General features: G+C 30.3%; 12 protein-coding genes. 7 read left to right on the plus strand and 5 right to left on the minus strand.

Annotation, left to right across the window (positions count from 1 at the left end; all coding sequences use genetic code 11):
• Positions 1-188: 188 nt before the first annotated feature.
• The 7 genes from HNV10_RS09190 to HNV10_RS09220 all read left to right on the plus strand — a co-directional run bounded on the left by HNV10_RS09190 (position 189) and on the right by HNV10_RS09220 (position 9,432).
• Positions 189-3,863, plus strand: a complete 3,675-nt coding sequence (locus HNV10_RS09190; protein ID WP_173301060.1) for a GEVED domain-containing protein — start codon at positions 189-191, stop codon at positions 3,861-3,863.
• Positions 3,864-4,030: 167 nt separating this feature from the next.
• Positions 4,031-5,032, plus strand: a complete 1,002-nt coding sequence (locus tag HNV10_RS09195) for a glycosyltransferase (protein WP_173301061.1) — start codon at positions 4,031-4,033, stop codon at positions 5,030-5,032.
• Positions 5,033-5,043: 11 nt separating this feature from the next.
• Complete coding sequence (locus HNV10_RS09200; RefSeq protein ID WP_173301062.1) at positions 5,044-6,006, plus strand: YbbR-like domain-containing protein; 963 nt, start codon at positions 5,044-5,046, stop codon at positions 6,004-6,006.
• A 1-nt stretch (position 6,007) separates the two neighbouring features.
• Complete coding sequence (gene coaE, locus HNV10_RS09205; protein WP_173301063.1) at positions 6,008-6,595, plus strand: dephospho-CoA kinase; 588 nt, start codon at positions 6,008-6,010, stop codon at positions 6,593-6,595.
• Between the two features lie 111 nt (positions 6,596-6,706).
• Positions 6,707-8,239, plus strand: a complete 1,533-nt coding sequence (locus HNV10_RS09210) for a sensor histidine kinase (protein ID WP_241695488.1) — start codon at positions 6,707-6,709, stop codon at positions 8,237-8,239.
• Positions 8,240-8,249: 10 nt separating this feature from the next.
• Positions 8,250-8,957: a response regulator transcription factor gene (locus HNV10_RS09215; RefSeq protein ID WP_173301065.1), complete on the plus strand. Its 708-nt coding sequence runs from the start codon at positions 8,250-8,252 to the stop codon at positions 8,955-8,957.
• Positions 8,958-9,030: 73 nt separating this feature from the next.
• On the plus strand, positions 9,031-9,432 hold the full coding sequence (locus tag HNV10_RS09220) for a VanZ family protein (protein ID WP_173301066.1): 402 nt from the start codon (positions 9,031-9,033) through the stop codon (positions 9,430-9,432).
• 8 nt (positions 9,433-9,440) lie between these two features.
• On the opposite strand, the gene miaA is transcribed toward HNV10_RS09220, so the two are convergent.
• The 5 genes from miaA to HNV10_RS09245 are packed head-to-tail and all read right to left on the minus strand — an operon-like array spanning position 9,441 to position 15,279.
• A complete protein-coding gene (miaA, locus tag HNV10_RS09225; protein ID WP_173301067.1) occupies positions 9,441-10,346 on the minus strand; it encodes a tRNA (adenosine(37)-N6)-dimethylallyltransferase MiaA in 906 nt (301 codons plus the stop codon).
• A complete protein-coding gene (locus HNV10_RS09230) occupies positions 10,339-11,217 on the minus strand; it encodes an ion transporter (RefSeq protein WP_173301068.1) in 879 nt (292 codons plus the stop codon). Before HNV10_RS09230 ends, miaA begins: the two co-directional genes overlap by 8 nt.
• A 24-nt stretch (positions 11,218-11,241) precedes the next feature.
• Positions 11,242-13,188 (minus strand): DUF3857 domain-containing protein, encoded by a 1,947-nt coding sequence (locus HNV10_RS09235; protein WP_173301069.1) that lies wholly within the window; start codon positions 13,186-13,188, stop codon positions 11,242-11,244.
• Positions 13,188-14,558: an exonuclease domain-containing protein gene (locus tag HNV10_RS09240; protein ID WP_173301514.1), complete on the minus strand. Its 1,371-nt coding sequence runs from the start codon at positions 14,556-14,558 to the stop codon at positions 13,188-13,190. Before HNV10_RS09240 ends, HNV10_RS09235 begins: the two co-directional genes overlap by 1 nt.
• Before the next feature lie 58 nt (positions 14,559-14,616).
• A complete protein-coding gene (locus HNV10_RS09245; protein WP_173301070.1) occupies positions 14,617-15,279 on the minus strand; it encodes a YggS family pyridoxal phosphate-dependent enzyme in 663 nt (220 codons plus the stop codon).
• Between the last annotated feature and the right edge of the window lie 7 nt (positions 15,280-15,286).

Below are 15,286 nucleotides of genomic sequence, written 5' to 3' on the forward strand. Positions count from 1 at the left end.
TTATTTTTTTTGAATTTACCGAAATTTGATAATTAATAATAATAGAGTTCAATTAAAATTTATCTATTATGTTAATTGATGTTTCTTGTCGTGATTTTTTACATTTTATCGATTTGAAAGTTAAACATCCGTATCTTCTAAAGAATTAACATATTTTTAAAGAATTACTAACTTTTAATCCATTTTACATGAAAAAAATTACAATAATGCTATTTGCGTTGGTTGCTTTTTGTTGGCAATCTAATGCGCAAATTTTTATTCAAGAAAGTCTAGATTCTGGTTTCCCAGCAGGATGGACACAAGTAAGTTATTTTACTAGTACAGCTGAAGCTTATTTGTGTGAAGGATCAGGGAACATCGCTGATAACATGTTCAGTTCAGCATCAAATGATGGTTCTTTTACATCACCAAATTATGTTGGAGGTTCAAACGGAACAGATACTACGGTTGAATTTCAATGGTTGGCGAGACCATATTTAACTAATGCTGTTGATTATATTATTTATGTAGAATACTCTACTGATGATGGTGCTGCTTGGAATTCAATTTCGTCTTTTGGAGTTACAGAAACTACGGCTTGTTCGCAATACTCTGAAACTATACCAGCAGCAAGTTTGCCAAGTGGCTCTGATTTTAAATTTAGAATTAGAGGAGAGTGGCAAAGTGGAGATAGTTATTTTTATTTAGATAATTTATCTGTAACTCAAGTTATCGCTAATGCCCCAGATTGTCCTACAAATATTGTAGCTTCAGCTGATGCAAGTTGCGGAAATTTCGATGTTCCAATTACATGGGATTCAACGGCCACAGCAACAGGATATAAAATTTCTGTAGGTACCACTGCTGGAGGAACAGATATTGAAAATGCAACAGATTTAGGTAATGCTACATCTTATACACTTTCTAATACTGCTTTAAGTACAGATTATTATTATACTGTTATAGCTTATAATGATTTAGGCGATTCTACAGGCTGTTCTGAAATGTCATTTACAACAGGTGCTAACGAGTGCTATTGTGATCCTTCTTCTGAAAATACAAATACTACAACTTTAATAAGTGACTTTGTTACAACAGGAGGTGATGATAATATCTCAAATACTGCAACTGGTTTATCTGTTGGTCATTATGAGAGTTTTTATGATACTCATTTTGTTTCTAGTTTTGCGGATGGACAATTTGATTTCAGTGTTACTATTGAAGGAGGTACAGTTGGTTGTGCAATTTGGGTAGATTGGAATTCTGACTATGTTTATGATGTAGCTACAGAAACAGTTTTTAATACTACAAGTTATGGAAATGGTCCGTTTACCGGAACAGTTACAATTCCTACGGGAACAGCTAATGGTGATTATTACATGCGAGTAATGATAGATTGGAATGATGCTAATCCTTCAGCTGATGCTAGTGATGATGCTTGTACACTTAATTCAGGTAGAGGTGAAGTTGAAGATTATAAAATTACTGTAATCGATGCACCTAGTTGTCTTCCACCTACAGATTTATTGGTTTCAGCAATAGGTTCAGACCAAGTAGATTTAGAATGGACAGAAAATGGTACAGCATCATTATATAATGTTGAAGTAGTAGCAGAAGGAGCTGAGCCAACAGGTACAGCTACAGATTTAGGTGTTTCTAATCCATATACAAAAACTGGTTTAACACCTGTAACAATGTATGATTATTATGTTCAAGCAGATTGCGGTGGAGGTGATGTGAGCGCATGGTCTGGCCCTTATACTTTTATGACAGGTTGTACTGCTTATGCAGCTCCATATATGGAGAATTTTGATGAAGTTTCTTCTTCAGAAGTACCTGCATGTTGGTCAACGATTGTAAATTCTACATCAGAATATGCTACTGTGCTTACAAATACTACACAAGCTGTTTCGGATCCGAATTCTATGCGTTTCTATAACTCTGGAGATACAGATGCAGAATTAATTTTAGTATCACCTAATTTTAGTGATGACTTTACATTAAATAGAGTTCGTTTTTCTGCGAGAGATGCTGATGCAAATGATTTTATTGTTGGTACTATAACAGACCCAACAGATGCAAGTACATTTACAGCATTTCAAACGATTACGTTAACTTCAACACATACAGAGTATTCAGTAAATTTTGATACTTATACAGGTACTGATGAATACATTGCTCTAAGAATGGTGCCATCTGGAACGTATGATTACACTTATGTAGATAATTTTAATTGGGAGGCTATTCCTAGTTGTTTAGAACCTTCAGATTTAGTACTTACAGGATTTACAGCAACATCAGCAGATATTGCTTGGACAATTGGAGATTCAGAAACACTTTGGGATATTGAATTAGTTGATATTACAAATGGTGGATCTGTTACAGGAACAGCAACGTCTACCGATGTAACAAACCCATATACAATAGAATCTTTAACTGCTAATACTGATTATGAAGTATATGTTAGAGCAAATTGTGGTGATAGTTATAGCCCTTGGGTTGGTCCGTTATCTTTCTTTACAGGATATTGTTCATCAGTACCTTCAAGTAATGATGGTGATGGTATTTCAAATCTTCAAGTTGGTTCTGTAGATTTTGCAAGTGGTGGTGATATTACATATGAAGATTTTACTGGTTCTCCAGTAGATTTGGCTGCTGGTATTAACTCAAATGTTCAGATTACATTTGTAACAGGTTATACTTATGGTACAAATATTTGGATTGATTTTGATGATGATTTAGTATTTGATGCTTCAGATTTAGTTTTTACAGGTGAATCAACAAACGCTAATCCAACAACATTAGATGCATCATTTACTATGCCAGCAGGTGCTAATTTAGGTCAGCATAGAATGCGTATTGTAACAGATGATTCTAATTCTAATGCTACAGACCCATGTAATAGCTCTACCTATGGTGTAACAATGGATGTAGATATTAATATTATTGAAGCATCTTGTGCACCTGCAGAAGCAACAGCTACAATTGTATCTGATTGTGATAATAATCAATTTTCAATAGATGTTGATGTTACAGCTTTAGGTGATGGTACTCCAGAACTTTATGATGGCACAAATACGTATGCTGTTTCAGGTTTAGGAGTTATAACAGTTGGTCCTTATACCAGTGGTACTAGTGTTGACTTAAATATTTTACATGGTACAGATAATACTTGTGATTTATTTGTAGGATCTTTTGTTTACGATTGTCCTCCTTTAAATGATGATTGTTTAGGAGCATTTTCTGTTACTGTAGAAAATGAAATAGCAGATTTTGCATCTGCAACTCAAATTCAAGGCTCAATAGCTGCAGCTACAGATTCAGGTGTTGCTGCTTGTGCAGGAACTTCAAATGATGATGTATGGTTTAGTTTTGTTGCAACTGCAACGGACATTAATATTGATGTAACTGATGATTTTGATGGTGTAATAGAGCTATTTAGTGGAGAATGTGGTAGTTTAGTATCTGTAGAATGTGATGATTATGATGTTACTTTTGGTAATCCAAGAATTAGCCGTACTGATTTTGTAGTTGGTGAAACTTACTACTTAAGAGTTTTCTATTATTATGCAACTACGTCTTCAGCATCAGATTTTACATTGGCAATTTGGTCAGAATCTGAAGAAGCATTATCTATTGATAATTTCGAAAACGAAACAGCTTTCTCATACTATCCTAACCCAGTTAAAAATACATTAACTTTAAATGCTCAAAATACAATAGAGCAAGTTTCAATGTATAATATGCTAGGTCAAGAAGTATTAAGAGCTATGCCTAATACTATTGATAGTGAATTAGACATGTCTCAGTTACAGACAGGGACTTATTTTGTAAAAGTTACTATTGCAAATGTTACTAAAACAATTAAAGTGATTAAGCAATAATAGCCTAATCCAAATAATTATTAAAAAGCCGCTTTTTAGCGGCTTTTTTTGTTCCTTATTTTAACAATAATGTGCTGCTGTTATCTTTATATAAGTCTAAAGATAATTTTTATTTAAGCTACTCTTAGCATTAATTTTTGTGTTAGGTTTAATTACCTTTGTAACTTATGAAAACATTAGATTTTTCTTTTATTATTCCTGTATATAATAGACCTGAAGAAATCGAAGAACTCCTCAGTAGTTTTTTGAATTTTGATGGTGATAATAACTTTGAAATAGTAATAGTTGAGGATGGTTCTTCTGATACATCAGAGCATGTTGTAGAAAAATTTCAAAGTAAATTAGATATCTCTTATTATTATAAACCAAATTCTGGTCCTGGAGATTCTCGAAATTATGGGATGCAAAAGGCAAAAGGCAATTATTATATTATTTTGGATTCAGATGTATTAATGCCTTCAAATTATTTAGCTGAAGTAAAAGCTTTTTTAGAAAAAAAATATTTTGATTGTTTTGGAGGTCCAGACGCTGCACATAGTTCATTTACTAATCTTCAAAAAGCCATAAATTTTGCCATGACTTCTTTTATTACTACAGGAGGAATAAGAGGAGGTAAGCAACAGGTAGAGGATTTTCAACCGCGTAGCTTCAATATGGGTTTGTCTAAAAAAGCATTTATAGCATCTGGCGGATTTGGAAGGATTCATCCTGGTGAAGATCCAGATTTATCGTTACGCTTGCATAAACTCGGTTTTAAGACTGCACTTATAGAAAAAGCTTATGTGTATCATAAACGTCGTATTTCTTGGACGAAATTTTATAAACAAGTAAATAAATTTGGCATGGTTAGGCCAATACTTAATCAATGGCATCCAAAATCTAAAAGTCTAGTGTATTGGTTTCCAACTTTATTTAGTTTGGGACTAATTGTTTCATTACTTTTAATGATATTCAACTGTTATTTACCTATTTACTTATATGGATTGTATTTTATTATAGCCTTTGTTTTAGCTTTAATTTTTAATAGAAGTATTGTAATTGCTTTTCAAGCTTTATTTGCCATTGTTATACAGTTTTTTGGTTATGGTTTAGGGTTTTTAATCTCAACATTTAAATTGGTTGTTTTAAGAAGAAACCCAAAGGAAGCATTTCCGCAATTGTTTTTCTAAGTTTAAAAAAAATGAAATCAAATATTAATTCTAACATATTAGATTATTTTAAAAATAAAAATTACAAGCGCTTTAGTTTATTTTTTTTAGCAGCCTTTATTTTATTGATTTTTTCTAAACTTTCTAGTGATTATAAGCAAACCATAAAGGTAAAAGTAAAATTAATTAATGTAGAGGATGAGATTATAATTAAAAATGACTCAGCTAATTATATTGATGCTTATGTTGAAGCTAAAGGTTTTTCTTTGGTGCCACTTCTTTTTAATAGTTCAAAAGAATTAATAGTAAATTCTAAGAATAATTTGACAAAAAAAGGAAATCAATTTATTTTTGATGTTCAAAAAAACAAATATTTATTAGAAGGGCAGCTGGGTAATTCCTTTAAATTACTAACTGTTTTGCCAGATACACTTTTAATTACTTTTTCTAAAAGAGCATCAAAAGTTGTACCTATAGAACTAGTTAAAAATATTAATTACGCTATTGGTTATGATTTAAAAGGTGAATTTAAGTTTAATATAGATAGTGTAAAAGTTGTAGGGTCATCTGCAGTCGTAGATACTATTTATTCGATACCTACAGAAGAATTAGCTCTAGATAATGTTAACCAAAACATTAATAAAACTTTAATTTTAAACACGTCTGCATTAGAGCAGGTTGAAGTTTTTCCAAAAAATGTAAAGGTTACTGGAAGTGTAGCAAGGTTTACAGAAGGAATTAAGGAAATTCCAGTTATTGTAACCAATCAGCCAAAAGATATTACTATAAATATTTTTCCTAAAACAGTAAGTGTATCGTTTTATGTGGATTTAGAAGAATATAATGATGTAAAAACAGAAGATTTTAGAGTAGAATGTAATTATGAAGAATTAGATTTTAATCAGACCTATTTATTACCAAAAATAGTAAAGAAGCCATCTTTTGTTAAGCGAGTTAATATTAAGCAAAAACGAATCGATTATATAAAGTTGTAAAATGGTAGTAGTTGGTCTTACAGGAGGAATAGGTAGTGGTAAAACCACTATTTTAGAGGTTTTTAAAAGCTTAGGAGTACCTGTATATATTGCAGATACGGAAGCTAAAGCATTAATGAATCGTTCTAAAGTTATTAAGCGAAAACTAATACATCTATTTGGTGAAGAAGCCTATAAAAATGGGAAACTAAATAGACCTTATTTATCATCAAAAATTTTCAATAATAAAGAATTATTAATAAAAATGAATGCTATTGTTCATCCTAAAGTAGCATCTCATTTTAAACGATGGGTATCCAAGCAAAATGCCGAATATGTTATAAAAGAAGCCGCAATTATTTTTGAAAACAATCTTCAGAGTCAATATAATTATATAATCACCGTTGTAGCAGATGAAGATTTAAGAATAAAGCGTGTTATAAAACGTGATAATGCTTCAGAAGAAAAGGTGAAAACAATAATTAATAATCAATTATCTGATGCGGAAAAAATAAAAAAATCAGATTTTGTTATTATTAATAACGATTTGCACGAAGCTAAACAACAAGCCTTAAACGTACATAAAGAAATTCTTAAAAAAATAAAATAAAAATCGAGCACTTTCTTTTGTTAACGTTAGGTTAAACATAATTTGTGCTAAATGTTAAAATGTTAAATTTGGCTGATGGGCAAAAAGCTATTCGTCTTATTGGTAGTTCTTATGAGTTTATCGCTCCTCGGAATTATTTTTGTACAATCGTTTTTTATAAACAATAGTTTAGAAAATGAAGAGGAGAATTTTGTAAGAAGTGTAAAACGATCTTTAAGCTATGTTTCTAATTCAATAGAAGAAGATGAGTTTAAAGATTATTTAAAGAAACTACAACCTTATTTAAATAATGAAAATAAGGCAAATTCTTCTATCATAAAGCAATTGTTAATTACCGCAGAAGACGATATTAATGATAAAACCATAGTGCATCGTAATACGGTTTTTGAAGAGCTTTACAAAGTACCATCTATGTTCATTGAAATTGATGCAGATAGTTTTAATATAAGTAAACTATATAGTGAGCGTGTAACGGAATATTACAATACCACAACCATAGACGGTAAAAAACGAATGGATCCTGAAACGAGTCTAAAAGAGTATTCCTCTTTGGGAGATTTAGATAAGCAAGTTTATGAAGAAACCATTAAAACATTATTAAAAGACCAACCAGTTTACAGACGTGTTTCTGCAAAACAAGTAGAATCGTTATTAAGAAAAGAACTAACAAAAGAAGGAATTGATTTAGATTTTGAGTTTGCTATTTATGATGAAGATTTAGCGACTAAAATAATGTCTCAAAATTTTGAAATGACTTCAGAAGCACGTGGAGTTCCTATATTTTTAGATAATTATAATGAAAGTAGTTATAATCTTTGGGTAGAATTTCCGGAAAGAAAAAAATACCTTTTATCTTCTATTTTAAAGATGATAGTGCTTTCTATTGTATTTACTAGTATTATAATTGTCGCATACACAAGTGCTATTTATCAATTAATTAAGCAAAGGCAAATATCACAGATTAAAACGGACTTTATAAATAATATGACGCATGAGTTTAAAACACCAATTGCGACTATTAATTTAGCTTTAGACTCTATAAAGAACCCCAAAATACTAAATGACCAAGAAAAGGTTCTGCGTTATTTAGGAATGATAAAGGAAGAGAATAAAAGGATGCATGCGCAAGTAGAAAATGTATTACGTATATCTAAGTTAGAAAAAAATGAGCTAAATATTAGTAAGGAAAGATATGATATACACGACTTAATTGAAGATGCAATAACACATGTAGAACTTATTGTAGAAGATAGAAAAGGTTATGTTAAAACTCATTTGAGTGCAGAACAGGCGTCAGTTTTAGCAAATGAAACACATTTTACTAATGTGTTAGTAAACATATTAGACAATGCCATAAAATATTCGGATGAAGCACCTAAAATTGATGTTTACACCGAAAATGTAGGAAATAATATAATAGTAAAAATAGCAGATCAAGGCAACGGAATGAGTAAGGCTGTTGCAAAACGTGTGTTTGAAAAATTTTATAGAGAACACACCGGAAATGTACATAATGTAAAAGGTCATGGGCTAGGATTAGCTTATGTAAAAAGAATAGTAGATGATCATCAAGGTCATATATCAGTAGAAAGCGAAAAAGGAAAAGGCAGTACTTTTATTATAAGAATGCCATTAATATCATAAAAATCGAATTATGGAAGAGCAAAATAAAAAAATACTTTTAGTTGAAGACGATCCAAATTTTGGAACAGTTTTAAAAGATTATTTAATGATGAACGATTACGACGTGGTTCATGCTAAAAATGGTATGGAAGGTTTTGAGAAGTTCAAAAAAGACGATTACGATCTTTGTATCTTAGACGTTATGATGCCCTATAAAGACGGATTTACGTTAGCAAAAGAAATACGAGAAAAAAATACAGATGTGCCTATCGTTTTCTTAACGGCAAAGGCTATGAAAGAAGATGTATTAAAAGGTTATAAAGTAGGAGCAGATGATTATCTTAATAAACCTTTTGATAGTGAAGTGTTATTAATGAAAATTAAGGCTATTATGCAACGTAAAGCAACAGATACTGTTGCAGATAGCAAACAATTTGAATTTAAAATTGGTCGTTTTGATTTAAATTCTAAACTAAGATTTTTAAAATTTGATGGAGGAGAGCCAACAAAACTATCTCCTAAAGAAAACGAATTGTTACGTTTATTAGCTTTACATGAAAATGATTTAATGCCTAGAGAATTGGCATTAACAAAAATATGGAGAGATGATAACTATTTTACATCGCGTAGTATGGATGTGTATATTGCAAAATTACGTAAATACTTAAAACCAGATCCTAATGTAGAAATTTTAAATATACATGGTGAAGGTTTCAGATTAGTTATAAATAACCAATAAGGTTTTTGCTTTTGTATATTATAAAAAAAATCCAGTTCATTGAACTGGATTTTTTTTAATACTATTTTTATAAATGATTAAGTTCTTTCAAGGAGTTACAATTGTATTTCTACTTTTTATAATTTGGATTATATTTTCTGCTAATACAGGTGGTAATAATATATTTTTTGAGTTTGTGAATTGGTTGCCTTTTGGTGATAAAATTGGACATTTTTTCTTGTTTGGATGTTTAACCCTTGGTGTAAATTTTGCGTTCAACTTTAAAAAGTTTACATTCTGGGAAGTATTACCCTTAGGAACGTTTTTAGTTTCTGTTTTTGTGTTAATAGAAGAATTAAGTCAAGGCTTTTTACCTAATAGAACCTTGGATGTAGCAGATTTATTAGCTGATGGTTTAGGAATAGTTAGTTTTACTTTTATTGGAAATGTACTTAGTAAAAAAGGATTTTTCGGATTGAGAGTAACAAATAAATAAAACAATCTTTATTCTTCAATAGAGTTTATATAAGATATAATCTCACTCACATTAGTTTCGTAATCGAACCACTTAATTGATTCCTCTTTTTTAAACCACGTTAATTGTCGTTTTGCAAACCGTCTTGTATTTTTCTTTATTTCTGAAATAGCAAAATCTAAAGACCAATTTCCTTCAAAATAATTAAACAATTCTTTATAACCAACTGTATTTAAAGCATTGAGTTGCTTGTGGGTTATTAGCGATTCTACTTCATCTAATAAACCATTCGCCATCATTATATCTACACGCTGATTAATTCTATCATAAATAATAGAACGTTCTGCGTTAAGGCCAATAGTTATGGTTTTAAACGCTCTCACTTTTTTGGGATTTGTAAGAAATGAAGAATAGGGTTGGCCTGTGCCAATACAAATCTCTAAAGCTCTTATAATACGTTGAGGATTATCTATAGCAATCGTTTTATAAGTTTGAGGGTCTAAATTATGTAATTGGGTTTGTAATGATTTTAGGCCTTTGCTTTCTAGTTCTTTATTGAGTTGTAGTCTTATATTAGCATCTACATCAGGAAAATAATCTAAACCTTTAGCAACAGCTTTTACATACAAACCAGAGCCACCTACCATAATGACAACTGGATTTTTTTTATGTAATTCTTTAATTTTAGAAATTGCTTCACGTTCAAAATCACCAACATTAAAATTATCTGTAATAGATTTATTTTGAATAAAATGATGTGGTGCTGCATTCAATTCTTCTTTAGAAGGTACAGCTGTTCCAATAGTCATTTCCTTATAAAATTGACGAGAATCAGCAGAAATAATTTCTGAATTAAAGTATTTAGCAAGCTTAATACTTAAAGAAGTTTTACCGATGGCAGTTGGGCCAACTATGGAAATAAGAAGTTTATTCATGGTGTAATTTACAACCACATTTATGGCAGTATTCTGCACCATCTTGATGCTTTTCGGCTAAACAATTAATGCAGCATTGCGAATTTGTATGTACTTCAATTAAATCTTCTGGTTGAATAAGTTTGTTACCTTTATTTTCTTCTTTGTTTAGGCTGTTTTTAGCATATTCGGCAGATACTATTCCCGTTGGTACCGCAATTATACCATAACCTAAAATCATAATAATTGTAGTTATAAATTGACCTAGTGGTGTTTGTGGAGCAATATCACCAAAACCAACAGTGGTTAAAGTTACGATACACCAATATACACTTTTAGGAATATTAGTAAATCCATTGGCTTCACCTTCAACCAAATACATTATTGTACCAAAAACTACAGAAGATACCATTACAGCAAATAAAAACACCAAGATTTTTACTCTACTTCCAATTATAGAATCTTTTAGTTGTTTGGATGCACCTAAATAACGCGCTAATTTTAGAATTCTAAAAACCCTTAATAATCTTAACGCTCTAAGTGTTACTAATGCTTGTGCACCTCCAAATAAAAAGGTAAGGTACATTGGTATTGTAGATAAAAGATCTATAATGCCAAAAAAGCTAAAAATGTATTTTAAGGGTTTCCTAACACTAATTACTCTCAATACATACTCTATAGAAAATAGGATAGTTACAATCCATTCTCCAATATATAATATCTGATGATATTCTCTATCTATACTAACCACGCTTTCTAGCATAACTAGTATAATACTTATAATAATAAATGCTAATAATAGAATATCAAACCATTTACCGTTAGGTGTATCTGCTTCATAAATAACTTCATGAAGTTTTGATTTCCAGGTATGTTTGTTTTCTATTTCCATTATCTAAAAGTACAAAAAGTAAAATTATTGTTTTTCTAGTACAATGACAGCGTTGTTTTGTATTTCTACAACCTTATCCATAAACTTTTTTAAATAAGGATAATACTCTGGTGCATAGATAGGTAAATTAAATTGCACTTTAAAATAGAGTATTAAAGATTCATCATTTAACTCAGAATTAAACAAAAGACTACCCGATTTATTTGGCAGTATATAATTGATTGGTTCGGGAATTTCGAGTACTGTTAGATCGTCATCAATTTTAATTTGTATGCTATAATTGTAAATGTCTTTGTAACCAAAATCAATAGGATAACTGCGTTCTTGCAGTTTAAAAGGATTTTCTTCAAAAAACTTTATGAGAAAAGGATTCAAGTAAATTTTATTTCCAATAAATTCTGGCTCAAGAGTAACATCTGCCTCTTCAATAAAACTTGATTTAGAAATATCAAAATCTTCAACTTTGTGATTTTCAATTGCAATATCTGTAAATTCATTGATTTTGTTCTCTAAATAACTAGTTGGGTTTTCATTGTATTCTCTTTTTTGTTGATGAGAATGATAACCAGAGTATTTACTCTGTATGGTTCCAGTGAATTCGTCTTCTATAAAAGAATCGAGTTTTACTCTATGAGTTCTCAGGGAAAAAGGTTCAATAATAATATCTTCCCAATAGCTACCATCTTTAAAATCAATAAGTCTACCGTATTGGTTTAATGTTCTAAATGGTAATTCACCAAAGGCGAGATATTTATCAGTTGCATCTAAATAATAATCTTTTTCATCGATTGTGGTTTTCAAAATCACATAATTAAATTCAGATAAAACCGGAAAAATTTTGGTGGCAAGTGCGTTATCTCGTGTAGATACTAAAATGGGATAAACCGTAAAACCTTCATTAGTTAGTAAGTTTTCTAATAATAAGTTAATTTCAAATACACTACCTACTTTTTCTTTAATTAGGTTTTTTACTGATACATCGTGACGTTCTATTTTACCATTCCAGTTATAATTAGTTAAAACGAATTGGTAAATCGCATTAGCTTTTTCTAGTTTATTGTTTATTGAGGATATTTGTTCTGGTAATACACCTTTAATAAGACTTTTTTTACTAATCTGTTTACCAAAATCCTTATCTGCTTTTAATTCTTGGTCAACATCTTTCCATGTTTTAGTTATTTTATCAACGGTGCCATCAAATCCTTGATATACGCTTAATTCGTATTCAATTCTTGCTGTATAGTTGAGAGCTGTTGTGGTAAAACCTTCTGGTTTATATGCAGGTATATTTTTCATTACATACTTACTAACCGTGCAGTCTGCAGTGCCACCTCTACCAACTTCTAGGCAATTTCGTTCTATTTTAGCATCGTTAATTTCTAACGGAATTCCGCCTACTAATTTTACGTGATAGTCGTAGTTGCCAGGAATACTAGTGTTATATTCGCTGTATAAAACGGGATCTGGACCTTGAAAATACCAAGGCTGAAATTTATTCATAAATCGAGACTGTTTTTCATAACTATAGGTTATAATACTACCAACTTTGATATTAGGTAAAACAAATTTTACTGTAGTTGAGTATTCGTTTTCTTCTTTAAAAATGGCATTTAAAGAGAGTTCTGTCTTTACTACTTTTCCATTTTCTAGGTTATAAGTTGCGCCTTTAATATTATCAATTCGTTCTTTGGACGATTTACCTTTGTATAAAGTTACCTCAATTTCTCCTCTATCAAATCCACTTGATTTTAAAATTTTTACTTTTTGTTTTATTTGCACTTTTAGCCAAAATGTTTCCTTATCAATGAAACTATTTCCGTAATCATATATAACAAGTGCATTAGCTGTAGAGTCTTTTGAATAAGACGTTTGTTCTAATTCACTTTTTATAACAGCCATATTACTAACATAGCTTTGAGAAAAACATAAATAAGACGCAAAAAGCGAAACAATTAACAATCTATATTTCATTAGTCTTTATTTAAATCAATTATTTTTAAACGTTTATTTCTCCTTAAGTAACTTTGTATAATATGTTGAGAATCTCTATCGTTTGTCATAGGAGTAATAACAGACTTGAGAATTTTTAAATTATTTATTTGATGGTTCAGTTCAAAATAACCCATACCTTTAAAAATACCATTTTCAATTAAAAACACAGATTTTTCTTCTATTTCACGACCTTTATCAATAATAAGCATATTTTTATTATCGTAACTAAATTTTTCCTTAAGTAAATTAACTCGATTATTATATACTTCTATGGGTTCTTCATTAATACAAGCACCTAAACATTCTTTTACTTCATATTTAAAACAGCTTGTCTTTGTAGTGTATAAACCAGTTAGCTTTTGGCATAAATTAAAATCTTCTACAGCCTTAAACAAAAAATGTTTTCCACTAGCCCTAGTGCTAAAGGTTGTTATTGGAGCATCCTCTCTATCTGATTTATCTATTTGGAGATTGATATAACCATTGCTATCTGTGTAACTATATAGAGCATGGGTGAAAATACTTCTCCGTAAAGCTCTATTAAAAATAGGTTTGTTTTTTTTTATTTCTGCACTTTCTTTTAATAATGCGGCTAATTCGCTACCTGTTTTTTCATAAGTAACTGTATTAACTAATTTCTGAATTTTCTTAGATTTAGAATTTGTACCCGTAAAATGCTGAATAATACGCTTTCTTATATTTTTACTTTTACCTATATAAATAATTTCACCGTCTACATTATGTATGTAATAAACACCGGTATCGGATGGTAACTCATCTATAATATTATTAAGATTAGAAGACATTTTAGATTTTTGTTCAATCTTAATTGCGTCTTTTACAATCACTTTATCTAAATCTTTATTCAATAGCATTTTAAACAACTTTACCGTTGCCATAGCATCTCCATTTGCTCTGTGTCTATCTGCAATAGGTATTCCAAGTGCACGTGTTAATTTCCCTAAACTATAAGATTCCATATCAGGAATTAATTGTTTAGATAACTCAACGGTACAGAGTGTTTTGCGTTTATAGGGAAAGCCTAAACGTTTAAATTCGGTTTTAAGAATTCTGTAATCAAAAGAAGAATTATGAGCTACAATAATGCAATCTTCCGTAATTTCTACAATACGTTTTGCAACCTCATAAAATTTAGGTGCATTTCTAAGCATATTAGAATTTATGCCTGTAAGATTAACAACAAAGGGTTGAATTTCGCGTTGCGGATTAACTAAAGAAATAAATTGGTCTGTTACTTTATGACCATCGTACTGATAGATTGCAATCTCTGTAATCCCTTCTTCATTGTACTTTCCACCAGTGGTTTCTATGTCTAGTATTGCGTATATGGTATTCTGATATTTTATTCTAGTTGTACAGTTATATTTAAAGTAACTTGTACGTTAACTAATTATTGTAATTTCTTACTCCAAATATACTACTTCCTACGCGAATCATGGTACTTCCACATGCAATTGCTAACTGATAATCACCACTCATTCCCATACTTTTAACTTTTAGTTCAGCGTTTGTGTTTTTAAGTTCTGAAAATGTGTTGTTTAGGAATTTAAATTCATTTTCAATTTGTTTTGAATTATCGGTAAAAGTGGCCATTCCCATTAGGCCAACAATCTTTATGTTTTTTAATTCTGAAAACTCATTAGATTTTAAAAGGGTAGAAGCATCATTTGCAGACATACCAAATTTACTATCTTCTTCAGCAATTTTAATCTGAAGTAAACAATCTATAACTCTATTATGGTTTTTGGCTTGTTTGTTTATTTCTTTTAATAATTTGAAGCTGTCCACACCATGTATTAAGCTTACAAATTTAGCCATGTACTTCACCTTGTTTCTTTGTACATGTCCAATCATATGCCATTCAATGTCTTTTGGCATTTCTTCATGTTTATCAATCATTTCTTGGATTTTATTTTCTCCAAAAATGCGTTGGCCAGCATTATAAGCTTCCATTAAATCGCTTACGGGTTTTGTTTTTGAAACTGCTACTAAAGTAACATGCTTTGGTAGTTTAGATTTTATATGTTCTAAATTTGCTTTTATACTCATTATTCTG

It is taken from the genome of Winogradskyella litoriviva, assembly GCF_013249065.1.
In the GTDB taxonomy this organism is placed as follows: domain Bacteria; phylum Bacteroidota; class Bacteroidia; order Flavobacteriales; family Flavobacteriaceae; genus Winogradskyella; species Winogradskyella litoriviva.

What these genes read in the sequence shown, in the direction of transcription:
- HNV10_RS09190 (WP_173301060.1), top strand. Translation starts at nt 189, where the DNA reads ATGAAAAAAATTACAATAATGCTATTTGCGTTGGTTGCTTTTTGTTGG.
- HNV10_RS09195 (WP_173301061.1), top strand. Translation starts at nt 4,031, where the DNA reads ATGAAAACATTAGATTTTTCTTTTATTATTCCTGTATATAATAGACCT.
- HNV10_RS09200 (WP_173301062.1), top strand. Translation starts at nt 5,044, where the DNA reads ATGAAATCAAATATTAATTCTAACATATTAGATTATTTTAAAAATAAA.
- coaE (WP_173301063.1), top strand. Translation starts at nt 6,008, where the DNA reads ATGGTAGTAGTTGGTCTTACAGGAGGAATAGGTAGTGGTAAAACCACT.
- HNV10_RS09210 (WP_241695488.1), top strand. Translation starts at nt 6,707, where the DNA reads ATGAGTTTATCGCTCCTCGGAATTATTTTTGTACAATCGTTTTTTATA.
- HNV10_RS09215 (WP_173301065.1), top strand. Translation starts at nt 8,250, where the DNA reads ATGGAAGAGCAAAATAAAAAAATACTTTTAGTTGAAGACGATCCAAAT.
- HNV10_RS09220 (WP_173301066.1), top strand. Translation starts at nt 9,031, where the DNA reads ATGATTAAGTTCTTTCAAGGAGTTACAATTGTATTTCTACTTTTTATA.
- miaA (WP_173301067.1), bottom strand. Translation starts at nt 10,346, where the DNA reads ATGAATAAACTTCTTATTTCCATAGTTGGCCCAACTGCCATCGGTAAA.
- HNV10_RS09230 (WP_173301068.1), bottom strand. Translation starts at nt 11,217, where the DNA reads ATGGAAATAGAAAACAAACATACCTGGAAATCAAAACTTCATGAAGTT.
- HNV10_RS09235 (WP_173301069.1), bottom strand. Translation starts at nt 13,188, where the DNA reads ATGAAATATAGATTGTTAATTGTTTCGCTTTTTGCGTCTTATTTATGT.
- HNV10_RS09245 (WP_173301070.1), bottom strand. Translation starts at nt 15,279, where the DNA reads ATGAGTATAAAAGCAAATTTAGAACATATAAAATCTAAACTACCAAAG.